The organism is Halanaeroarchaeum sp. HSR-CO (assembly GCF_024972755.1).
Lineage (GTDB): Archaea > Halobacteriota > Halobacteria > Halobacteriales > Halobacteriaceae > Halanaeroarchaeum.
This window is the reverse complement of record NZ_CP087724.1, coordinates 902,046-922,436: the sequence shown is the minus strand read 5'-3', so window position 1 is coordinate 922,436 and position 20,391 is coordinate 902,046. Positions and strand designations below refer to the sequence as shown.

At 68.0% G+C, this 20,391-nt stretch carries 22 protein-coding genes; 7 read left to right on the top strand and 15 right to left on the bottom strand.

The window, feature by feature from the left end; genetic code table 11:
• Nucleotides 1-252: 252 nt before the first annotated feature.
• Nucleotides 253-1,071: an amidohydrolase family protein gene (locus tag HSRCO_RS04780; RefSeq protein ID WP_259519279.1), complete on the top strand. Its 819-nt coding sequence runs from the start codon at nt 253-255 to the stop codon at nt 1,069-1,071.
• A 52-nt stretch (nt 1,072-1,123) separates the two neighbouring features.
• On the opposite strand, the gene HSRCO_RS04775 is transcribed toward HSRCO_RS04780, so the two are convergent.
• Nucleotides 1,124-2,044 (bottom strand): glycosyltransferase, encoded by a 921-nt coding sequence (locus HSRCO_RS04775; RefSeq protein ID WP_259519278.1) that lies wholly within the window; start codon nt 2,042-2,044, stop codon nt 1,124-1,126.
• A gap of 48 nt (nt 2,045-2,092) precedes the next feature.
• Nucleotides 2,093-2,803: a class I SAM-dependent methyltransferase gene (locus HSRCO_RS04770; protein ID WP_259519277.1), complete on the bottom strand. Its 711-nt coding sequence runs from the start codon at nt 2,801-2,803 to the stop codon at nt 2,093-2,095.
• 171 nt (nt 2,804-2,974) lie between these two features.
• Here HSRCO_RS04770 and HSRCO_RS04765 point away from each other — a divergent pair, with 171 nt between their 5' ends.
• The 4 genes from HSRCO_RS04765 (at nt 2,975) to HSRCO_RS04750 (ending at nt 5,113) form a co-directional block, all read left to right on the top strand.
• Nucleotides 2,975-3,502, top strand: coding sequence for a DoxX family protein (locus HSRCO_RS04765; protein ID WP_259519276.1), 528 nt, complete (start codon nt 2,975-2,977; stop codon nt 3,500-3,502).
• A gap of 144 nt (nt 3,503-3,646) precedes the next feature.
• The gene (locus HSRCO_RS04760) at nt 3,647-3,925 is read left to right on the top strand and encodes a helix-turn-helix domain-containing protein (protein ID WP_396266410.1); all 279 of its coding nucleotides are present in this window, start codon (nt 3,647-3,649) and stop codon (nt 3,923-3,925) included.
• Nucleotides 3,926-4,016: 91 nt separating this feature from the next.
• Entirely contained in the window at nt 4,017-4,673 is a 657-nt protein-coding gene (locus tag HSRCO_RS04755; RefSeq protein WP_396266409.1) for a YkgJ family cysteine cluster protein, read from the top strand.
• Nucleotides 4,674-4,705: 32 nt separating this feature from the next.
• Nucleotides 4,706-5,113 (top strand): TRAM domain-containing protein, encoded by a 408-nt coding sequence (locus HSRCO_RS04750; RefSeq protein WP_259519274.1) that lies wholly within the window; start codon nt 4,706-4,708, stop codon nt 5,111-5,113.
• Nucleotides 5,114-5,150: 37 nt separating this feature from the next.
• Here the strand turns inward: HSRCO_RS04750 and HSRCO_RS04745 are convergent, their stop codons facing one another.
• Nucleotides 5,151-6,851, bottom strand: a complete 1,701-nt coding sequence (locus HSRCO_RS04745) for a radical SAM protein (RefSeq protein WP_259519273.1) — start codon at nt 6,849-6,851, stop codon at nt 5,151-5,153.
• Nucleotides 6,852-6,986: 135 nt separating this feature from the next.
• Between HSRCO_RS04745 and HSRCO_RS04740 the strand changes: the two genes are divergently transcribed.
• Nucleotides 6,987-7,403 carry an Hsp20/alpha crystallin family protein gene (locus HSRCO_RS04740; protein WP_259519272.1) on the top strand — a complete coding sequence of 139 codons (417 nt, stop codon included), beginning with the start codon at nt 6,987-6,989 and terminating at the stop codon, nt 7,401-7,403.
• 1 nt (nt 7,404) lies between these two features.
• Here the strand turns inward: HSRCO_RS04740 and HSRCO_RS04735 are convergent, their stop codons facing one another.
• The 5 genes from HSRCO_RS04735 to HSRCO_RS04715 form a co-directional block, all read right to left on the bottom strand.
• Nucleotides 7,405-8,226, bottom strand: coding sequence for a luciferase (locus tag HSRCO_RS04735; protein WP_259519271.1), 822 nt, complete (start codon nt 8,224-8,226; stop codon nt 7,405-7,407).
• A gap of 133 nt (nt 8,227-8,359) precedes the next feature.
• Nucleotides 8,360-8,968 carry a CoA pyrophosphatase gene (locus tag HSRCO_RS04730; protein ID WP_259519270.1) on the bottom strand — a complete coding sequence of 203 codons (609 nt, stop codon included), beginning with the start codon at nt 8,966-8,968 and terminating at the stop codon, nt 8,360-8,362.
• Nucleotides 8,969-8,998: 30 nt separating this feature from the next.
• Nucleotides 8,999-9,466, bottom strand: coding sequence for a hypothetical protein (locus HSRCO_RS04725; protein WP_259519269.1), 468 nt, complete (start codon nt 9,464-9,466; stop codon nt 8,999-9,001).
• Between the two features lie 26 nt (nt 9,467-9,492).
• On the bottom strand, nt 9,493-10,584 hold the full coding sequence (locus tag HSRCO_RS04720) for a glycosyl transferase family 2 (protein WP_259519268.1): 1,092 nt from the start codon (nt 10,582-10,584) through the stop codon (nt 9,493-9,495).
• Between the two features lie 72 nt (nt 10,585-10,656).
• Nucleotides 10,657-11,856 (bottom strand): MFS transporter, encoded by a 1,200-nt coding sequence (locus tag HSRCO_RS04715; RefSeq protein ID WP_259519770.1) that lies wholly within the window; start codon nt 11,854-11,856, stop codon nt 10,657-10,659.
• Nucleotides 11,857-11,969: 113 nt separating this feature from the next.
• On the opposite strand from HSRCO_RS04715, the gene HSRCO_RS04710 reads away from it, so the two are divergent.
• On the top strand, nt 11,970-12,137 hold the full coding sequence (locus tag HSRCO_RS04710) for an HVO_0758 family zinc finger protein (protein ID WP_259519267.1): 168 nt from the start codon (nt 11,970-11,972) through the stop codon (nt 12,135-12,137).
• Here the strand turns inward: HSRCO_RS04710 and HSRCO_RS04705 are convergent.
• From HSRCO_RS04705 to HSRCO_RS04675, 7 genes are read right to left on the bottom strand one after another with little or no spacing between them, the layout of a single operon-like run.
• The gene (locus HSRCO_RS04705; protein WP_259519266.1) at nt 12,134-12,568 is read right to left on the bottom strand and encodes a DUF5791 family protein; all 435 of its coding nucleotides are present in this window, start codon (nt 12,566-12,568) and stop codon (nt 12,134-12,136) included. The two genes, HSRCO_RS04710 and HSRCO_RS04705, sit on opposite strands and share 4 nt — an antisense overlap.
• Nucleotides 12,569-12,614: 46 nt before the next feature.
• Nucleotides 12,615-15,491 (bottom strand): hypothetical protein, encoded by a 2,877-nt coding sequence (locus tag HSRCO_RS04700; protein WP_259519265.1) that lies wholly within the window; start codon nt 15,489-15,491, stop codon nt 12,615-12,617.
• On the bottom strand, nt 15,488-16,036 hold the full coding sequence (locus tag HSRCO_RS04695) for a hypothetical protein (RefSeq protein ID WP_259519264.1): 549 nt from the start codon (nt 16,034-16,036) through the stop codon (nt 15,488-15,490). The genes HSRCO_RS04700 and HSRCO_RS04695 overlap by 4 nt, the downstream gene beginning before the upstream one ends.
• A complete protein-coding gene (locus HSRCO_RS04690; RefSeq protein ID WP_259519262.1) occupies nt 16,033-16,407 on the bottom strand; it encodes a hypothetical protein in 375 nt (124 codons plus the stop codon). Before HSRCO_RS04690 ends, HSRCO_RS04695 begins: the two co-directional genes overlap by 4 nt.
• The gene (locus tag HSRCO_RS04685) at nt 16,391-16,858 is read right to left on the bottom strand and encodes a hypothetical protein (protein ID WP_259519261.1); all 468 of its coding nucleotides are present in this window, start codon (nt 16,856-16,858) and stop codon (nt 16,391-16,393) included. Before HSRCO_RS04685 ends, HSRCO_RS04690 begins: the two co-directional genes overlap by 17 nt.
• 26 nt (nt 16,859-16,884) lie before the next feature.
• Nucleotides 16,885-18,567: a type II secretion system F family protein gene (locus HSRCO_RS04680; RefSeq protein ID WP_259519260.1), complete on the bottom strand. Its 1,683-nt coding sequence runs from the start codon at nt 18,565-18,567 to the stop codon at nt 16,885-16,887.
• Nucleotides 18,564-20,384, bottom strand: a complete 1,821-nt coding sequence (locus HSRCO_RS04675) for an ATPase, T2SS/T4P/T4SS family (protein ID WP_259519259.1) — start codon at nt 20,382-20,384, stop codon at nt 18,564-18,566. The genes HSRCO_RS04680 and HSRCO_RS04675 overlap by 4 nt, the downstream gene beginning before the upstream one ends.
• Between the last annotated feature and the right edge of the window lie 7 nt (nt 20,385-20,391).

The following is a 20,391-nucleotide window of genomic DNA, read 5'->3' as shown; positions in this document are numbered from 1 at the left end:
CCAATAAAACGCGTCCGCCCCTGCTCATCGCCCGGCACGGCCCATCCACACTCGCCGACCCGGACTGCCCGCCCACGGTTCGTTCGCTCGGCACGCCGCTGACGACGGCTCTCCAGGACTCGATACGGCCATCCACGACTCGATGTGGTACTTCACCACACCAGTTGGCCCTCCACGATGCGGGTTGCCCCGCCCTTTCTTCGGACCGGTGACCGTCACACCGATATACCAGGCCACGCCACTGGCAGACGAATGCTGGAGCTGGAGCACGGATTCCGGGTGGTCGACGTCCACGCGCGCCTCCACGCCGGCCCGGGACGGCCGATCCGGGGGCGGACCATCGACGCGGAGGAACTCGAACGGGAAGACCACCAGGCGGGCATCGTCCGTTCGGTGGTCTTTCCGGAGGCACAGAAGGGCGAGCAGGGCTACCTTCGCGCCAACAACGCGGTCGCGAGACAGGCCGTCGAACGCCCGTTCATCGCCTTCGCGCGGATCGACGGCCCCTTGGAGGTGGGGACGACCGTGGCCCCGATCCGGAACCTGACCGCGACCCGCCACGAATGGCAGACGTCGCCGGAGGACATCGAGCAGTACGCCTACGACGATCGGTTCCACGGGTTCAAACTCGACCCGACCCGCGACGGACTGCCGACCGAAGACGTCCTCGACGTCTTGGAGGACGTGGGACTCCCCATCGTCGTCCACGGGGGACAACGGTTTCCTCCGCGAGAGGTCGTCTCGACCATCCTCCAGCGGCCGATCCCCGTCATCCTGGGCCACTTCGGCGGCTATCCGCTCGACCGCGAGATGATGGCAGCGGCCATCTCACTGCTCGAGGACCACGACGGCCTCTACCTCGACACGAGCATCGTCCGCTACCGGGATCTCCTGGAGCAAGCCATCATGGAACACCCGGACAGGGTCCTCTTCGGGAGCGGGTCGCCGTCGACGCACCCGAACGTCGGCGTGATGGAGATCCTGACCCTGGACGTCCCAGAGGATCAGATGAAACGGGTCTTCTCGAAGAACGCGACACGAGTGATTCCGGGGCTCGGGCCCGAGGGGTGACCGGTCGCCGCCGGAGCGACTCTGGCCACAGTCAGCGCAAGGCTGGTCGCCCTCAGAGCGAGTACGTCGTGACGGGCCGGTTCGATTGCGCCGAGACGCCGTTGGGATTCCGTGTCGGTGAGCGATCCTTCAACCGGGCCGCGAGCCCGTCCTGGGCCCCCATCGCCAGGTTCGTCACCACCGATCGGCCGGACGCGAGCCACTGGGAGGGCTTGGTCTCGCCGCGGACGACGTTCCACCCCTCTTCGAGCGCCTCGAGAAGTGGATGGCGGAACGCGCTCGCCAGGGACGGCCCACTCAACCCGTAGTTCTTGCCGAGGCGATATCCCAGCGATCGATACTTCAGGCCGAGGACCGTCGGCATATCGTCCTCGCCGATGCGATGGCGGACGTCGTCGGTCTCCGCCCGCATGACGACCATCTCGGCGTCCCACTCCACCGCGACGTCCATCCCGGCGAGCCGATGGGCGGCATCACGGGCGGCCCCGGTGTGCAGGTACTGGTCGAAGCCATCCAGTATCTCGATGGTGGGCCGGGTGAACGCCACGTTGCCCCCGTCGAAGTACTGGACCGACCGCGATCCCATCGAGCGTGTCTCGGGGGACTCGGTGGTGACGCCGCCGTTGACACGGCGGTGGACCGGCCCCGTAACGACGTCGGCCCCGGACTCCATCGCGGTAGCCACGGTGTCGACCCATCCCGATTCGATCTGTGAGTCCTGGCTGACGAACGCGACGACGTCTCCAGCGGTGGCGGCGATACCGGCATTCCGGGCGCTATTGAGGTTCCGCTCGGAGAGTTCCAGCAGCGCATCGGGGGCCGGGTGGTCCCGCACCATCCCCGACGTCCCGTCAGACGACGGACCGTTGACCACGACGATCTCGGCGTCGGGAGCGTGTTCGGCCAGCGCGTCGAGCGACGCAGCGAGCCGATCACGGGCGTTGAGTGTGGGCACCACCACGGACAGGTGCATGGTCGCGACAAGCAACCGGGACGGTAAAAACCGCTCGGGTCGGGTCGGTCACCCGTCGATCGACGTATTCCAGTACGAGACCGACGCGAACCGCTGTCCGACGTCCCGGTCCATCACCGAGGTGTCCACCTCGCGGAGCGGATCGGCGAGCCAGTCCGGGATCTTTCGGTAGAGACCGTACGGCAACACGAAGTCGTGTGCCGATTCCTCGAGTGTCAGGCCCGCCTCGTCGATCAGGTTGGACACCTCGTCGTCCTCGTACAGCCGGGACCCCATCGGAAGCATCCAGTTGTAGGCACTCCGCGTCGAGAAGGCGTTGAAGGTGTCGAAAAACACCTGGTTCCTGGAGACCCTGGCCATCTCGGTCAGGAACGCCGCCGGGGTATCGGCGAGGTGGAAAAATCGCATGGCGAAGACCACGTCGAAGTGGTCGTCGGGGAACGGCAGTCGGCCCGCATCGCCGCGCATGAACTCGAGATGGTCGATGACGCCTGCATTCTTGGCCTTCTCGCGGCCCTGCTGCAGCATCGGTCCGGAGATATCCAGGCCGACGATATCGGCGCCCCGCTCGGCCAACATCACGGTGAACCTGCCGGTCCCACAGGCGATCTCGAGCACGGTTCGATCCTCGACCGGTTCGAGCGCGTCGAGGACGGCCTGCTTCTCGCGTCGGTCGATGAGCCGGCCGCCCCGGGAGAAGCGCTTCTCCTCGTACGCCTCGGCCACCTCGTCTTCCTGATACCACTCCTGGCCCTTCACGTCTCTGTCAACATATACTCACAGCCGGGAATAAAACCGTACTGGAAGGGCGCAGATAGATCGGCGAGCGATATCCCCCAGCTGGCGACGTCCCGGTGGTTCTCAGATTTCGACAACCGGGTGGACGGTTCAAGGCGGGTGATTTCGTACGCGAGAGCATACCCCCCGCCCATGCCTCGAGAAACCGTCCGAACGAGCATCCTCGGTTACGAATCGCAGGTGCCGTATTCGCCGACGCTGGCCGGATACGCGCTGGTCGCGATGCGCCTGTCCGTCGGCTGGGTCCTCTTCGACACGGGAATGTGGCGTCTCTCCAACCCGACCTGGTCGACGGCAGGACTCTTCGGTACCGTCTCGCCGGCGAACCCGTTATCCGGGGTCTTCGCCTTCCTCGGTGAGTCCCTCGCCTGGCTCCTCGACCCGCTCCTCGTCTGGGGACTCGTCGTCGTCGGCGCGGCGCTCATATTCGGTGTGGCGGTCCGGCTGAGTGCAGCCATCGGCGTGGCCATCCTGAGTCTCCTCTGGGCGGCCAGTCTACCGCTCGGGAACGCCTTCCTCGTCGACCAGCACGTCGTCTACATCTTCGTCCTGTTCGCCCTGTGGACCTTCGGCGCGGGGCGCATCGTCGGCCTCGATGCCTACTTCGAGTCCCATCCCGCCGTCAAACGCCGTCCCTGGCTTCGATACCTCCTCGGATAACCGATCCGACAAACCGGCTACGGCGAGGCCGTTCCCCTCGGCAGGTGTATCGCCAAGCGTCAGATATTGTCTGTACAACGTCCTAATATCCTATTAGGGATTTAGTCAGGGGTATAGCTAACCTTTACGTACCCCGGTTTGGGAATGAAAGCCATGAGCACGACCGCCACGCAAGGGCAATCGCCGATCCAGTCGAACGAAGAGTTCCGCGAGCGCCTCCGCGAACTCCCGCCGAGTGCGAAGTTGGTCGCGAAGGTCCTCGAGAGCGACCACCCTCTCTCCCAGGGGCAACTGGCCAAAGAGAGTCTCCTCCCCGATCGGACGGTCCGATACGCGCTCAACCGTCTCGACGACGCGGACCTCGTCGAATCCCGGTACAGCTTCCGCGACGCGCGCAAGCAGGTCTACTACCTCGACGTCTGACTCGACACCCCTTCTTTTCGCTTCCGTCCAGCCATCCATCAGTCACGACGGCGAGCGGGCGGCTTTTCCGCTCCGCACCCCTGGAGAACACATGATGAGCCTGGAGGCGGAACTCGTGGCCGCCCGCGAGGTCGACGTCGACGCCATCGCCGCGTCCATCGAGTCGGTCGGGTTCGAATGTACCCGGTGTGGCGAGTGCTGTACCGCCGATGACGAGCAGGCTCACACGGCGACGGTCTTTCCCGACGAGATCCGCACGCTCCAGGTGGCCACCGATCGCGAATGGTCGGCCGTGGCCCGGCCGCTGCCGTACGGACTCGACGCCGATGGCCAGGGTGAGACCTTCGAGTGGGCCCTCCAGGTCGACGATTGCGGGGACTGCGTGTTCTACGAGGAGGCCGACGGACGCGGGGCGTGCACCGTCCATTCCGAACGACCGCTCATCTGTCAAACCTATCCGTTCAGCCTCGACATCGGCGACGGCGTCGACGCACCTGGCGCCGTCGTCGAACAGGTCGGGGCGCTCCAGGTGCACGAATGCGAGGGCGTCGGGGGGAAGATCACGCATGCGGACGCCCGCGCCCTCGCCGAGACCCTCAAGCGACGGACCATCGTCGAACTCCGGGAGGCGATCGCCGTTCGCGACGGTTACGAATCCGTCGACGACGTCGGAACCGTGGTCCACGACTCCGAAGGGGCGAAACGAGCCGACGGGACCCCGATCGCGGGCCACGGTGACAACTACTAAGGCGGGTGACACCGTCGGGTCTATCCAGAACTATGGAGATCTCCGAGAACCTCCTCTGTCTGTTCAATGCCGAAGTGACCCTGACCGACGACGAGTACGTCGTCGAGATCCCACGCCGCGAGGTCGAGAACGGGATCGTCACTCCCGGGGACGTCTACCGCGTCGCGCTCATCGACAGGGCGGACGAGGCACAGACCGAGTCCACGCCCGACGAGGAGACCATTCCGCCGTCGGAACCCCAGCCACCGGTCGAACAGGGCGAACTCCGATACGTCGAGATCGAGGACATCGGCAAGCAGGGCGACGGCATCGCCCGCGTCGAGCGGGGCTACGTCATCATCGTCCCGGACGCCGACGTGGGCGAGCGGGTCAAAGTCGAGATCACGGAAGTCAAATCGAACTTCGCGGTCGGCGAGATCGTCGAGGAAGAGTTCGCCTGAAACGCGGGCACTCCCGGTCCGGGTTTCGGTGTGACCCTCAGTCGGCCACGAAGGGAGCGAGTGCATCGGCGCCTGGGACCGCCGATAGCGAGTCGTAGGGCCGACCCACGATCACGTCTCCAGCCGTCCCGCTGCCGATGCCGGGGATGGCCGTCAGTTCGTCCATGGTGGCCGTCTCGACGGACAGCGGATAGGGGACCCCGGAGACGGAGCGGTAGCCGTGGTCGGTTATCGCGACGTCGATGACGCGGCCGAGGTCCCGCTCGCCCGGGATGCCGACCAGCAACGGGTAGGTGCCCAGCTGGCGCCCGAACGTCGTCCCCGAGTCGTGGTACTCGAGGTGGACGTCTTCGAGGATCGTTCCCACAGGGGCCACCCGCTGCAGCATCGGGTTGTCGATCTCCTCGCGGACGGCCCGCTTGTACTGTTTGAACTGCCCCTTGTGGTCGGCGGCGAGTTGGGCGCCCGTCTCGGCCATCTCCGTCCCCTCGAAGGCCATCACCTGTCTGATGTTGATCCGCCTGACCAGCAGGTCCGCCTCGAGGATCCGCTCCAGGAACCGGCGGTTGTGCTCGAAGGTCTCCTCGCGCTCGCCCGCGAGCCCGTGGACTAAATTGATACCGGGGAGCAACTTGGGAAGTCGTCGACTCGCATCCGGGCCAGTCGTCGGTGCGTCGGCAGGCTCCTCGCCCGGTCGCCATCCGCCGACCTCGTTGACGATGCGGATCGCCTCGAGCGCCTCGTCGGCGGTAACGAGGAGGTTGTTCTCGGCCTGCACGACGGGGTCCGCGCTCTCGACCCCGAAGGCTGCCGTGTCGCCGGGCGTGTTGTAGGTGGCGATGATCCCGATGGCCTCCCGGGAGGCCTCGGGATACTCCGTAATCGTCACCGGGTTCATGTTGTCGAGGTGCAGCGTCCCCAGCTCCGGCGCCACCTCGCGAATGCCCGTGTACAGGTCGCGGAGCGCGTCTGGGTTCGGAGCCTCGCCGTCGCCGCCGTAGGCCAAAATGTCAGCCTGCCTACCGATGCGGAAGTGACGAACCCCGCGGTCGTACAGGGCGGCAACCTCACTCACTACCGAATCGGGCGACCGAAACGTCGGATCACCGTACATCGGTTCCGTACAGAACGAACAGCGGTAGGCACACCCCCTGGACGTCTCGAGTTCGGCGATGAGGTACTCGGGGAAGTTGGGGTGCTGTTCGACGACGAACGCACCCTTGCGCGCCCAACGCGATCCCTCCTCGACGGTTCGATACCGGCGGTTGAATCCCTCGAGTCCGTTTGCGACGAGATCGTGGATGGCAGCCTCGACGTCCCCACCTGCGACGTAGTCGAAGTCGAGGTCGTCGCGTTCGGTCTCGATGGCACCCGCGTTCTCCTCGCCAACGCCGAACCTGATGGGGCCACCCATTACGGTCGTGCCCGAGGCGGTCCACGCGATCTCGCGGACCTCCTCCGGTTCGGCGGGCGTGCCGCCGACGTACCGTCCCGGAACCGTCATCCCCCCGAGGTAGACGAGCAGATCCGCGTCGTCGACGTCGGCCCACCGCCCCCGCTCCTCGCGGAGGGCGTCGATGGTGTGGTAGGTGACGTTCGCCGGGGGCACGCCGACGTCCACGAGCGCACCCGCGACGTACCGTGGATACGTCGACACGTATGGCGGGACGCCGAAGTGTGCCGGCTCGTCGACGTACCCGTCGACGAGCGTCACCGCGAGGTCACCGGGATCAGTCATCGGGCGGGTTTGGGCACGGATGGATATAAGCCGGGCGTTCCCCGGCCCCCGGGCTTAAGCCCGTGGCGAGCCAACGATTTCCCATACCACCGACGGCGACGTCGTTTCCGACGGAGCGCCGTCAGGAGGTACCCCATGACCAGTAACGTGCCCCTCACCCGTCCCGTCAAACGCATCGGGGACGCCGTCGTCGACACCGTCGGCCAGGTCGCGTCGCGCTTCCACGAAGCAACGCCGCTGCGCTCGGACCTCCTCGAGAACCCGGAGGCCTACCTCGTCATCTTCGACGCCCCGGGTGCCACGATCACCGACGTCCAGGTATGGTACGAGGCCGGTGGAATCGAGGTCCGCGTCGATCGATTCAGGACCTTCCACGAGGGCTACGAGATGCGATTCCCGGGCCGCGGGCTCGCACTGGAAGGACGCGCAGATCTTCCCGAGGACGCTATCGTCGACCTGGAGCGAACGCAGGCGACGCTCAAGGAGGACGGGACACTCCACGTCCGATTGCCGAAAGCCGGCGAGGACGACGTCGACGACAGCGACGCCTGAATCAGCCGACGAACTCGTCGAGGCCCCGTGCGGGGTAGCCGACGACGGTGTCGACGCCGGCTTCTCGCAGCGATTCGACGTGCGCGTGAACGCGCTCTCGCGAACCGACGAGCGCGTAGTCCGTCGCTGCGTCCAGAAGCACCGAGCGAGCCCGTCCCGTCGCGGTGCTGTCGGTGGGTGCGTCGTCGGGCAGCGCCCGGGCGACGGGTTTCCGACGCGAGACGTACGCGCCGACGGCGTCGAGGATCGCGTCCTCGTCGTCGGACAACACGGTCGGCGCGTACACCGCGACGTCGCCACCGAAGCCAGCCGACCGGAGCGCGTGGACGGTCCGCTCGGTGGTCCGCGAGAGGAGTTCGAACTGCGTCGCCCCGGTGGCGAGCGCGAGACGTTCGATACCCTCCGTGCCGACCCAGGCGTTCGAGACCCGTTCGACGGCCGCGCCGAGTCGTGGGGCGACCGCTCGTTGCTGCTCGTGCTCCTCGAGGTAGGCGGGATTCCCGGCGACGAAGACGATCTCGACCGTCTCTGGCAGCGCCTCGAAGGCGCTCGAATCACCGAGCGGGTCGAACCCGTCGGCGCGGACGGGGACCGTTACGCGGACCTCCCGGTCTGCCGCCAGTCGCTCGAGCGTCGCCACGTCGGGGACGTGCTCGTGTCCCTCGTAGTCCACAGTGAACGTCCCCAGCGGGACCTCGTGGGCGCTATCGATGTCGACCTCCGTCGGTTTGAGGGCGACCCCGTCGAGACAGGTTTCCTCGACGAGCGTTCTCGTACCGGTCTCCGCGCAGGTCTGGCCGATGGCCTCTCGGCTACTCAACATCGACCATCACCGCCGAGTCCGTGTACTACCGCCGTAGTGAGAGAATCAGTGCCGTGCCGGAACTCGATCCATCGTCGTTGCGACCATGTGATCCAGTCGTATCCTGGCCACGGGTATAAGTGTACCGTTCACGTCACGGACCGCCGGTCCGGAGGTCGGCCTCCGGATCGACGACGTGTTCGACGCCGCTGGGTGGCCGCCAGTCCGTCGCGAGTTCGAGGAACTGGACGAGCATCCGCCCAGTGGCCCCCCAGACGGTGTAGCCGTCTACCCTGAAGAAGTGAACGAACACCTCGCCATAGCGGGGATGTTCGCGCCGTTCGACCTCGTAGTTCGCGGGGTCGGTCAGCGCATCGATAGGCAGAATGGCGACCTCGGAGACCTCTCGCTCGTCGGGTCGATAGGTGCGGTCCGGGATCCGGGCCACGTATGGAGTCACCGCGTATCGAGACGTCGTCCTGGTATCGTCGAGTCGGCCGACGAACGCTATCTCGTCCCGCTGGAGTCCCACCTCCTCGCCCGCCTCACGGACGGCGGTCTCGCTGAGATCGTCGTCGCTCGGTTCGTGGCCACCACCCGGAAACCCCATCTGTCCGGGGTGTTCCCCGAGGTGATCGCCACGCTTGATGAACAGCAGGTAATGGCCGTCGGGCCGCCGGATGACGGGGACGAGTACCGCCGCGTCGCGGTCCTCGTCCTCGATGATCCGGGGTGTGTGTTCGGCCACCCGACCCAGGTCCATGTTCCATTCCAGCCGGTGGAAGGCCTTAACTCACCCGGGGCCCGCTTCGGCAACCCGTTCTAGCCGTTCACGGACGGCCGCCAGATCGACGTCTGTCCAGGCCTCCGCATCGTAGGTCACGTCGAGCAGTTCGTGGGCCCGCTCGGAGTCTTGCACCTGCGCGGCAGCCTGCGTGAGTCGGTCGCGGATCGGGTCGGCGAGAACCGACCGGTCGACGTCGCGACGTTCGGCGTCCAGGATGTGTGGAAGGTCCTCGGCCCCCTCGGGGAGCATCGGGAACGCCGTCGGTCCGGGAACGAGGACCGATTCGCCCTGGTATTCGAACTGAACCAGGACGAACGAGGCCACGGCGTCGTCGATGGCCGCCTCGGTCTCCGCGGCGTCGAAGGGGACGTCGCGGCGAAAGGCCAGTTCGCGGACGGCGTCCAGGAGCGCCGACCGGGAAAGGAGCCCGAACAGATCGACGATGCCGGCCAATTCGTCGGCGTCGATGTGCATACGAGTGCACTCTTCGTCAAGAGACTTCACTGTGCCCGATTCAGGTCGGAGCGGACGACTTCGAGAAGCGTCGTCGGGTCCAGGTCGGTCGTCGACCAGGCCGGCAACCGGTCGTCCGGTCCGGGCGGCGCTATCGCCTGCGCGTACGCCTCGACCTGTTTACGCTCGGCCTCCTCGTCGTACTGGAAGTCGTTGAATCGGGCGTCGGCGCTGTACTGGCGGACGAACTGCAGGCCCGCTCGTTCGAAGGACGCGACCAGTTCCCCGTACGCCGGTTCGACCCCCTGGTCCTCCAGGACTCTGAACATCGTCTCCGCCACGCCCTCCGCCATCGTCGAGAGCCCCTCTGGACCCGACACCGCCCGGTGGCCGTGTTCGTAGCGCCCGAGATCGACCTGGGCAGTGCCCTCGAAGCCGACCGTCCGGTAGGCCTCGCCCAGCGTCCCGACCTCCAGTCCCCATCGACGCGGCACCCGCATCGAGTGGGCGACGTCGGTCGTCATCGCGAATTCCCCGGCCAGGGCGTACCTGAACGCACCGAGGTAGTCGAGGATCGGTGCCGGACGTGCACGTTCGAGAGTCGCGATCAGCGGTTCGTAGAGGAGTCTGAACAGCCGTCCGTACAGGTTGCCGTCCTCGATCCTGGCGTAATACGCCTTCGTGAACGCGGCGTCCCCCTCGAGCGGCGAGAGGAGTTTCCGGATGTCCCGGGGCTCGTAGCTCTTGACGTCCGCGTCGTGAAAGACGACGTGATCCATCCCGCCAGTCAGTCCCATGCCCACCCAGACGTCGCGGCCCTTCCCCGCGACGCCATCGAGGCCGTGGTCTGCCAGCAGCGTTTCGAGTGCGGGGCCGTTACACCAGATCGGTTGGATATCCACCGCGAACGACTCCACCCACTCGACGATGGACGGGACGCGCGTTTCGGGAGCCCGGATTGGCGCGATGACCGACGCGAGCCCGAGGTCCTCGAGCGAGGAGAAGAGGCGGTCCGCGGTGAGGCTGCCGGCGTCCCGGTCGGTCATCGGGACGACGAGGGCCGCCCGCTGGGGCGCGAACGCCGGGTCCGCGTCGCCGAAATCGTGCAGGGTGGCGACCCGTTCCTGCGTGTACTCCATGTCCTGATACCCGACCGCCAGGAGGATTTACCTTCCGGCGGTGAACCGCCACGGGGCCGAGTGGGCCACAGGTCAGGTCCTGGCCGCTTCCGGGAGCCGGTCCGCCCGGCGCAGCCACACGAGGACGACGAAGATGACGAACAGTCCGACGGCGAAGGACCGATACACGGTGTCGTACGCGAAGCCGTTCTCGACCAGCCACCCGACCACCACGCTCGCTCCCGCCTGGATGAGCATCATCGACGCACTGTACGCGGCGTAGGCGCTCGCTCGGTCGGTGTCCGGGAGGTTGTCGAGGAGGTAGGTGTCGAGCGCTGGGAAGAGACTGTGGACGACGTACCCAAGCACGATGGACACCGCGACGACAGCGAAAAAGGACTGGACGGCCGTCAGAACGAGGAGGGTGCTCAGAAAAGCGATCAGGATAGCGAGCATCAGCGTCACGTGGTTCACGCGGTCGGCGAGTCGGCCGGTGTACCAGAACGCGGGGACGCCCGCGGCGAACACCACGGTCAACAGCGTCTGGGCGGTTCCCAGCCCGATGCCCTTGGTCGCAGTCAGATAGCTCACGTAGAAGTTGAAGAACCCGTTCCAGACGAAGCCGGTCGCGCCGATGATGGCGACCCCCGTGAGGACGATGGGCCACTGGTTCCTGACCGACTGGAGCAACCGGCGCTCGCCCGACTGCACCGTCGGGAGGGTGGCACGCCTCGCCGCGACGTACAGCCCGGCGGTCCCGACGAGCGCGACGATGCTCAACGCCCAGAAGACCATCCGCCAGGTGGACACCGCGATGACCAGACCGATGGACAGCGGTGCGACCACCGCAGCAAGTTGCGATGCGGTGCCGTGAATCCCGATCACTCGCCCGACCCGGTCCGGGAACAGCTCGCTGACGAGCGGGTTGGCGGCGACGAAGTACGCACCACTCGAACTCCCCATGACGAACGCCCCGACGCCCACGTGAAGGATGGACTCCGCGGTCGCGGTGAACGCCGAGGACGCCGCGAGGAGCAGGCCGGTCAGTAACACCACCCGGTGGCGGTCGAGATACAGGAGGAGATAGCCCGTCGGCAGACGAGGGACCGCACTGCCCAGCCAGGCCAGCGTGGCCACCAGTCCGACGGTCGCCTCGCCGACCCCGAACGTGCCCATGAAGGGGTCCAGCAGCGGCGCGAACACGATGCGGCCGAAGTTCACGAGGAAGACGAGCAGGCACAGCGATCCGAAGACGTGGATCCGCGCGGTCTCCCCGTCGGCCACCACTCGCATGCTCACGTCGCGAGGTACCGACCTGGATCGCTCAAACGTTGCGGTTCCACAGCGGTGTCCGAACTGGTGGCAATGACCACGGTATTTTTGCCACCCCGGAACACACTGTCGGTATGGAATCCGTACGCAAGGGCCTCCGGGCCGGCAAACTGGAACGGGATACCTACGATAGACTGGTGTGTTCCGCGTGCGGAACGCAACTCAACCGCGAGGACGACCCGGACGAGATCTACGCCGTGCGTCGGTGTCCGGACTGTGGAGCCGAGTACAAACAGCTCTAGGCGTAGTCGTTCTCACGGCGAATGGTCAACGCGATGGCCGCGTAGGTCGCGAGTGGTAACGGCCGGCGTCCCTCTATCATCTGCTGGATCGTCTTCGCGTCCAGCCCGTCGTCGAGTGCTCGCTCGAGTGCGTCGACGTCGAGGACCGCCGAACTCATCCCTAGCATGATCGAGTCGCGGATCTCGAGCATCACCACGTCCGCGTCCGGCCAGTCGTCGGTCAGCGCCAGTATCGCCGCGGCGTCGTCCAGCACGAGTTGGGGCTGCTCACCGGCGACGAGCGCCGCGAGCGTATCTGCTGGAATCCCCGTCCGGTCCGCCGCTTCGTCGACGCCCACGTCCGAGACGACCGCGGCGAGTTCCTCGAGGTACGCGAGATGAAGGTCCTCGGCCGTCGTTTCCGCAGGAGCGTCGATCGGATCCAGGAGCATGCCCGCCCATACGCTGGCAGGGGTATTGGGGATGTTGCTCCCGGTCTCACCAGCCGGGGGACCGTTCGTCGGCGACCCCGTTCGTATCACCCACACCGGCGGGACCTGGCGGGACCACCACGACGACCCCGGTGTCGGCGGAGAGGTCGATCGGTTCGTTCCGGCCGATAGTCTCCTCGATACCGTCGCCGTCGACGTCGAGTGTCACGGCCGCCGATTCGCGGACGTACGACACCGTCCCGTCGTCGCCGTGAATCGGCGTCGTCCGCGGCGTCTCGACGGTGAATCGGTCGTAACCGCCCTCGACAGAGACCACCCAGACGTTCGCCGTCGCGTACCACTGGCCCGGAACGGGCGTCAGCGGGAGTCCAGCAGGGATCTCGGCCGCGGCCGAGCGCATCGCCCGCCGTTTCCCCAGCGACACCGCACGATGGGTCCCCACCCGAACCGCCTGGTCGACGCCCTCGCGGACGTGGGGGCGCAATCGATCGGTCGCGGCGGAGACGGTAGATTCGTCGACGCTGACCGACGCTGCGTCTCGCGCCTCGGTCGTCGCCACCCGCAGTGCCACCTGGGCACGGTCACGCTCGCTCGCCGACAGCGAGTCGGGAAGCGACGCCGCGACGTCGCCCGAGATCGTCCCCTCGACGATCGCGGTGGCCCGCGCCGCGGTCGAACCGTAGCGGTCGTATCCAGCATCGAGAGCCCTGGTCGCCTCGGTCCGTGATAGTCCAGCGCCCTCCCGAAGCGCCCGTCGCTGTTCCTCGCGGACGGCGTCGAGCGACTGACGGATCGCTTCGCGCAGTCCGTCCCGTTCGGCACGCAACTGCGGATCGGGCTCCTCGGCGAGCGCGCGGTTCGTGGCCACGAGGGTGCTGGTCGCCGTCGAGAGCGACGTCGACTCCTCGTCCCCGCCGACGACTCCCGAGACCGAGTCCGCGACGTCCCCGTAGGGAACCGTGAACACGTTGACGTTCCTGGCGGCGAGGTTGGGCGACCCCCGTTGGGCCTCGAGCGACAGGTACCGTGGTTCGGCCTCGACGGACGAGGCGATGGGAGAGAGCGTGTCGGGTTCTCCCGCAGGTGGCTCACTCGGGACCGCGTGGTCGGCCATCACGTCCCCCAGCGCGTCCTGCATCCCGGCGAACGTCGACGAGTGGTCGTCGAGGTCGGCCTCCATCGCGTCGAGGTACCGCTCTCTGGCGACGAACTCCGCCACCGCGGCGGCCGAGCGATAGGATCGGGGGGCTGCCACCAGCCGGTCGTGGCGCCGATGGACGGTCTCGGACAGCCGAGACGCCGGATTCGCCGTCGACGCCATCGATGCTGGTTCGACCGCGACGTCGACGTCCCGAAGGTCGTCTCGCAGGTCGGCGGTCGAAGCGTACGCTCGCTCACGGGCCCGTCGCGGCGGATCCACGGAAACCGCCCGCCACCGGTACGACGGGTCGCCACGGACGGCGTCTTCGGCAATCGAATCCACGCCGCCGAACCGGCCCGCTATGGCGCTGGCCGCCTCGCCTTCGAGGTCGGCCCGTGCCGTCCCCCCGAATGGGCACTCGCGGGTCACGCGACCGCCCGGAGCGTCGGGAGCGTCGTAGCGACAGCGGACGTCGATGGAGACGTCGTAGGTGCGCTCCCGTTCGGTACTCGTCGTGGCGACGACCGACCGGTTGACCATCCAGTAGGTGTACTCCGTCTCTGTGACCGTGACCGTCCGATCGTATCGGAGCACCGTCGATCCCCGACCGGCCGTCCGGTCGTCTCCGCTGACCGTTCTGTCGGTCGTCGTGTACGAGAACTGAGGCGTCCCGTTCGCCGGTCGACTGCCGCCGTGGCGTACCGAATAGTCGGTCTGTCGAGCCGTGGCCGCCGGGCGGATCCGAGCCCGATACGCCGCCGAGAGCGCGTCGTCCAGCCCGCTTCCATCGACGAAGTCCACGAACGCCTCGTCCGCACCGCGGCCCACGTCATACTCGTGGGAATCGTCCATGACCGACGGCGTATCGATGGCCCCGAGTGACGCGGCACCCTCGGGTTTGGCCGCCTCGTCGTCGGGCCCCATCTCGGCGGAGATGAGACTCTCCATCCCGCCGACCCCGTCGGCGACGGCGACGTCCGCACCCGCCCGGGCCACGCCGCGCCGGCTGTCGGGGTCGGCCCGGCCGAAGGTGGCCACCTGCTGGTCGACGAGGGCGTCGTTCGTGAGGACGCCGACGTGCCGGTTCGCCACGACGTTCGATATCGGTGCGCCGCCGTACTGCGCGTAGCCACGAACCCAGGCCAGTGCGAACAGACGGGTGGTGAGTCCTCGCTCGAGGCCTGCTTCAGTGACCCCCGCCGACAGTCGGCGCTCGAAGGTCCGTGCACGCTGGTGAACGGCCATCGAGGGGAGCGCGACCGTCGTCTCGAGGGCGATGGTGTCGTCGTCCACGACACGCCCATCTCGGTGGACCGTCACGGAGACGTTCTCCAGACGAACGCGGTATCTGTCGTCGGTGAGGTGAGTCGTCGATACTTCCCCGAGCGCGCGGCGGGCGTCAGCTTCGTCCGTGATCGGTGGAACCGTGACATCGACGGTGGACCCGTCGGTTGTGCGATTCGCGACGACGTCCTGGCGAGCCAGTACGGCGATACGGAGTTCGAGGGAGCGTTCGAACGGGTCGTCGGCGAGTAGCCGGCCGAGTCGGGTCGTCGCCACGGTCGTCACGGGTTCGGCCGCCGCGTTCCGATCGGCCGTCTGTGCCACGCTCCCGAGCTGGATGCGAGCCTCGGCGGTCGCCTCCTCGACCAGTCGGGGGGAGACCGGTTCCGCGGGTTCCTCGTGGACGAGGCCGCTCGTGTACGTCAGACTGCTCACGAGCAACAGCGCCGCGACGAGCGCGAACGGCACGCGGCCTCGCTCGTCAGCGACGAAGGTCACGGCGACCAGCTCCGGACGACGACGACCGGCTGGCACGCCGTCGAAGTCGGGACTGCGGACTCGTTCCAGCGATACACCGTCGCGTCGACCGGTGCCCCGGTCGGTGGCGCGGGACCAGCGACGACGGTCCCGGCGTCCTGTCCCGCGTCTGCGCTCTCATGTCTCGTCTCAGGCCCCATCGTCGACGCACGACCGTCCTCGACGCACGCGCCGACGATTTGCGTGCGCGTCCCCGTCTCCGCGATGCGATCGGCGACGTCCGCCTCGACGGCACTGACGTACGGCTCCCCGACGCCCTGGTCCCGTGCGATGGCCGCATCGCGAACGTGGCCCGCGACGGTCCGTGTGACGACTGCCGATCGATCGTCTTCTCGCTCGTACTCCACCGTCATGGTGCTGCCGGCAACGGCGACACCACCGCTCGCGTGGACGGCGGGTTGCTGGTCGACGCCCGTCGCGGGGACGCCGGCGAGGACCGCGACGCTCGCGCCCACCAGGACGATGGCGAATCCCACGTCGAGGACCGTACTGATACCCCGGTTCATCGCCACACCCAGACCCTGATGCGCCCCACCTGCTCACCGCGATCGGTGCCGACGAGGACCTGTCTCGTCGCCGATCTGGCATCGGCCGGGGGTTCGGGGCCCGTGTTCCACTCGCTGCCGTCGGCCCGGACGACGACCGCCATCTCGTGGCCACCCGGGCCGTCGTCTGGAACCGCCGCCGGGTTGAGAACGCCGGCGGTCGACGCGGACTCCACCACCGCCGCGAGCGCCTGCGTCGCGACGTCCCGGTCGGTATCGGTGGGCACGTCGTGGAACGCGACCGCGTAGACCCCCAGTGCGGCGACGAACGCGCTCACCGCGACGAGCGCGGGGAGCGGTTCGACCTGGGCCCTGCTACCCGACGATGACACCGTCGACCTCCCCGAACTGGACCCGACGAACTCGGAGTTCGTCGCCAGCCGTTCGCCAGGTGTGCTCTCGGGTGTGTGCTCGGTCGAGAGCGGCTTCGAACGCCGCCGGGGTGGCATACAGGGCATCGGGCCGCGTCCCCCGTGCCACCGCCGCGAGGTCACTGCCGGGCTGCGCCGGTACGACCGGCCCGAAGTACAGCGACGCGTGGGCCGACCCGCCCGAATCTCGAAGGGCGATCGACGTCGGTTCGATCCTGACCGCCGTCGCATCGATCGGTATCACCGTCTCAGCGGCGTGGTCGGTGGCCGCGACCTCGTCGATGGCGGCCGCCACCCGGTCGGCGTCTGGTGGCGGTGCGGTCGGTACCGAGAGGACGACACCGAGGACGCTCGCGCTGACGACGAGCAGGGCGATCCAGACGAACGGTACGTCGGCGGGAGTCGCGTTCATGGGACGGGGTGGCCCGGTCCTGTGGTTTAAACCTGTACCACGCTGCGGGCCGCGAGGAACGTGATGGGATAGACGGTGCTGGCGGTGAGGAGCGCGATGCCGACCCGGTGGCCGACGATCGCCCCATCGAACCCCCGTTCGAGAACCACGGAGAGCGCCGGGAGGACGACGGCGAGCGCCAGGACGTACCCACCGACGGCGACACCCAGCGCGGGAACCGGGACGGCCTGGCCGTGCTCGCCGAGCGAGCCCATGCCGGTCGCGAGCGCGACGGTGACGCCGGCGATGGCGGGACCGAACACCAGCGCGGTCTGTCGCAAGGTGTCCGTCGTCCGCGACAGTTCACGACGCGCGTCCCGTTCGACGTCGTCCAGATCGCGGAGGTAGCCGGCGATGTCGACGAGGGTCTCGCCACCCGCCGTGCCGTTCCGTGCTGCGGCGGCGAGCAGCGCGACGGCCGTCTCCGTTCGTCGACTCTCGAACGCGGAGAGAGCGCCGCCAGACCCGGTAAACGCCTCGGGAACAGTCACCCGGAGCCGTCGATGTATGCGCGTCCCATCGCGGAACACGCTGGCCGTCTCGCCGGTCATCCGCTCCCCGACGACGGCGATTGCGGACTCCAGTGGGTCGCCAGCCGCCAGTCGGTGCCCGACGAGCGAAACGGCATCGGGGATCCCGGACTCGATGGATTCCACCCGCCGTCGGCGGTTCCGGATCGGGTCGAACCAGTAGATCGCCGCCGTGCCGACGGCGATTCCGGGCGCCACGATCCAGATCGTCCAGGCCGGTAGCACGAGGGTCGCGAGGACGCCTGCCGTGACGCCCGCCCCGGCGGCGAGAAGAATCGTGTGGGTCGCGGATCGTGAAGACGCGAGACTGTCGATACCGGTGGGCGGGCGTGAGACGGCGGGCCGACGAGCGGCGAGCCAACCACTCGCCGCCAGGAGACCGATCGGGATGACCCCATCGTACAGTACGGCGATGGCGGCGGGCGAGACGCCGGCCCCCGCACTCGAGGCCACGGGGAGCAGCCCCACCATCGCGAGCGGCAAGAGCACACCGAAAGCGTAGATTCCCGTCGCCGGAGCCCTGATCGACGCCGCGAAAGTCGCCACTCGTTCTCGGGACCCCGAAAGGGCGGTATCGAGGGCGCGGTCGAGCAGTGCATCACGGGCCGGTTGTGCCGAGTCGATCCCCGCGGTGAGCAAAGCGACCGACCGCGGGAGCGACTCGTCGTACGCGGACCACTCGGCGGCGAAAGATTCCCATCCGGCCTGCCCGGTGACGTCGCCACTCCCCACGGTGGCGAGGTCGTGGCCGAGCAGCCCGCCCGACTGTTCCCCGGCGAAGCGAGCGGCCCGTTCGAGCGATGGCGTCAGCCGCGCCTGGAGCACGGCGTAGGCCACCACTTCTGGCACCGAGCCGACGGCCGTCCTGCGGCGATACGCCTCGACCGTCGACGGCGCGAACCAGGTTCCGTACGTCGCGAGCGCGCCCAGCGCGACACCGGATCCGACTCCTGCAGCACGGGCCGGCCCGGACGCCAGCAGAACACTACCCGCGACGACGAGGAAGGCACCAGCAACCAGGGTCACGCCGGCGACGGTGAGACACGGGTGTCGGGAGAGTTCGGGCGTGTCGTCGATGGGGATCGACTCCTCGACGGCCACCGCCAGCCCGTGGCACCGACGTCGTTCGTCTGTCGTCATGGCGTCACCGTCTCCGGACGCGGCACCGAATCGGCGGCCGGTGTGACGGCCTCGAAGTCCGGCACGCGCTCCCCGATGCTCTCACGGACGTCCGCGTAGGACTCCGAGGCCGTGGCCATCGCGGCGACGAATTCGCTGTTCCCTCTGGCGATCCGCCCGGTCGGTTCGACGCCGTCGTCCGTCAGTTCGAAGAGCGTGCTCGGGCCAGCGTCCGTTATCTCCTCGATGGCCGCGACCCGCCGGTCTGCACCGTCCGGGACGATGGTCACGACGAGGTCGGTCGTTCGAAACGACGACGCCGGGACGCCCAGATCGGACACGACCCGCTCCCGCACGCCGTCGGCGCCCTCGCCGTGGATGGTTCCGAGGACGGCACTGGACGCCGCGCCGACTCGCATCGCCTCGTAGAGGACGGCGGCCTCCGGCCCCCTGACCTCGCCGACGGCGAGGGCACCATCGCCGAGTCGGAGCGCGGTTCGCAAGGCCGCTGCGGGGGAGAGATCGGCGTCGTCCGGTGCCGCCTGGAGTCGCTGTGCGTCCCGACCGGCCGCCTGGATCGATCGTATCGGGAGTTCGGGGGTGTCCTCGATGGCGAGGAGTCGCTTTTCCCGTGGCAGTTCCCAGAGCAACGCGGACGCGAGCGTCGTCTTCCCGGCGCCCCGTGGTCCGGCGACGAGGACGGCAGCGCCACGGCTCATCGCCGTCGCGAGGAATCCGGCCGCTCGCGGCGAGAGCGTGCCGAGATCCACCAGCGTGGAGAGGCGCCACTCGTCGGTCGCCTCGGCCCTGAAGGCGAACGCGAGGCCGTCACTCGCCGGGGGCTGGACGCCGGCGACGCGGACTGCCGTCCGGCCGCCGACGTCCGTGAGCAGGGCGTCGACGGTCGGGTCGGCCCGCGAGAACGACCGGCCGCTCTCCATGCGGATGCGGGAGGCAACGAGTTTCGCACCCCGTTCGGTCAGTCGCACGTTCGTCTGCATGGTCCGTCCGTCGACGCGGACGTGGAGCGGCGTTTCGTCGGCCGGGGCGTTGACGTACACCTCACCCACGCGGGGATCCGCGAACAGGTCGTCGAGGACGCCGTATCCCTGGGTGTGTTTCGCGAGAACGCGACCCAGTGCATCCAGGGGCTGGTCGGCGCCCGCGACGGTGGCGACTGCGTCGTGTGCCGACCGACGCCCGGGTTCCAGCGTGGCGAGTTCGGCGTGGGCCCGTTCCAGCGTCGCGAAGGCCGTCGCTCCGAAGGTGTACTCGAGCGGTTCCAGGTGGTAGCGACGGTCGCCATCCGTCTCGTAGACCCGCGCCGTGGCACCGGAATCGAGTACCCGTGACGCGAGGACCCGGGCGTCTTCAGGTGGTCGGGGATCGAGCCTGGCGGCGGCGATCGACGGCCCGATCGCACCGACGAGAACAGAGTCGAGGTCGTCCAAGTCCGCATACCGGACAAAGCCCGTCTCCGTTGCCAGGTCCCGTACCGGGCCCACTCGACTGGCGGCGTCTCGTGCGGCGGCGAGTGGTGCCCGTTCGGTCCGCTCCGCGAGTTCGGCATCGCGCGCCGCGACGCGGGCGGCGAACGCTCCAGCGGTCGACAACAGTCGGGCGGCCCGGCCCTCGTACGAGACCGCGACGCCGTCGCGCTCCACGCGCACGACCGCGACCGAACGCTCGCGAAGCGAACGAACGACGTGTGCGCGACACGCCGACTCCGTGGCGAGGTCCCCGTCGCCGGAGCACTCCTCGGCGTCGACCACGAGTCGATCGTCCACGAATTCGTGCTCGCAGGCACACTCCGAACCGCCCTCGGACTCGGTGAACATATGGCGG

What these genes read in the sequence shown, in the direction of transcription:
- HSRCO_RS04685 (WP_259519261.1), bottom strand. Translation starts at nt 16,858, where the DNA reads ATGAACGCGACTCCCGCCGACGTACCGTTCGTCTGGATCGCCCTGCTC.
- HSRCO_RS04750 (WP_259519274.1), top strand. Translation starts at nt 4,706, where the DNA reads ATGGAGATCTCCGAGAACCTCCTCTGTCTGTTCAATGCCGAAGTGACC.
- HSRCO_RS04675 (WP_259519259.1), bottom strand. Translation starts at nt 20,384, where the DNA reads ATGTTCACCGAGTCCGAGGGCGGTTCGGAGTGTGCCTGCGAGCACGAA.
- HSRCO_RS04755 (WP_396266409.1), top strand. Translation starts at nt 4,017, where the DNA reads ATGATGAGCCTGGAGGCGGAACTCGTGGCCGCCCGCGAGGTCGACGTC.
- HSRCO_RS04740 (WP_259519272.1), top strand. Translation starts at nt 6,987, where the DNA reads ATGACCAGTAACGTGCCCCTCACCCGTCCCGTCAAACGCATCGGGGAC.
- HSRCO_RS04735 (WP_259519271.1), bottom strand. Translation starts at nt 8,226, where the DNA reads ATGTTGAGTAGCCGAGAGGCCATCGGCCAGACCTGCGCGGAGACCGGT.
- HSRCO_RS04765 (WP_259519276.1), top strand. Translation starts at nt 2,975, where the DNA reads ATGCCTCGAGAAACCGTCCGAACGAGCATCCTCGGTTACGAATCGCAG.
- HSRCO_RS04775 (WP_259519278.1), bottom strand. Translation starts at nt 2,044, where the DNA reads ATGCACCTGTCCGTGGTGGTGCCCACACTCAACGCCCGTGATCGGCTC.
- HSRCO_RS04680 (WP_259519260.1), bottom strand. Translation starts at nt 18,567, where the DNA reads ATGACGACAGACGAACGACGTCGGTGCCACGGGCTGGCGGTGGCCGTC.
- HSRCO_RS04780 (WP_259519279.1), top strand. Translation starts at nt 253, where the DNA reads ATGCTGGAGCTGGAGCACGGATTCCGGGTGGTCGACGTCCACGCGCGC.
- HSRCO_RS04715 (WP_259519770.1), bottom strand. Translation starts at nt 11,856, where the DNA reads ATGCGAGTGGTGGCCGACGGGGAGACCGCGCGGATCCACGTCTTCGGA.
- HSRCO_RS04730 (WP_259519270.1), bottom strand. Translation starts at nt 8,968, where the DNA reads ATGGACCTGGGTCGGGTGGCCGAACACACACCCCGGATCATCGAGGAC.
- HSRCO_RS04720 (WP_259519268.1), bottom strand. Translation starts at nt 10,584, where the DNA reads ATGGAGTACACGCAGGAACGGGTCGCCACCCTGCACGATTTCGGCGAC.
- HSRCO_RS04745 (WP_259519273.1), bottom strand. Translation starts at nt 6,851, where the DNA reads ATGACTGATCCCGGTGACCTCGCGGTGACGCTCGTCGACGGGTACGTC.
- HSRCO_RS04725 (WP_259519269.1), bottom strand. Translation starts at nt 9,466, where the DNA reads ATGCACATCGACGCCGACGAATTGGCCGGCATCGTCGATCTGTTCGGG.
- HSRCO_RS04705 (WP_259519266.1), bottom strand. Translation starts at nt 12,568, where the DNA reads ATGCTCCTGGATCCGATCGACGCTCCTGCGGAAACGACGGCCGAGGAC.
- HSRCO_RS04695 (WP_259519264.1), bottom strand. Translation starts at nt 16,036, where the DNA reads ATGAACCGGGGTATCAGTACGGTCCTCGACGTGGGATTCGCCATCGTC.
- HSRCO_RS04710 (WP_259519267.1), top strand. Translation starts at nt 11,970, where the DNA reads ATGGAATCCGTACGCAAGGGCCTCCGGGCCGGCAAACTGGAACGGGAT.
- HSRCO_RS04760 (WP_396266410.1), top strand. Translation starts at nt 3,647, where the DNA reads ATGAAAGCCATGAGCACGACCGCCACGCAAGGGCAATCGCCGATCCAG.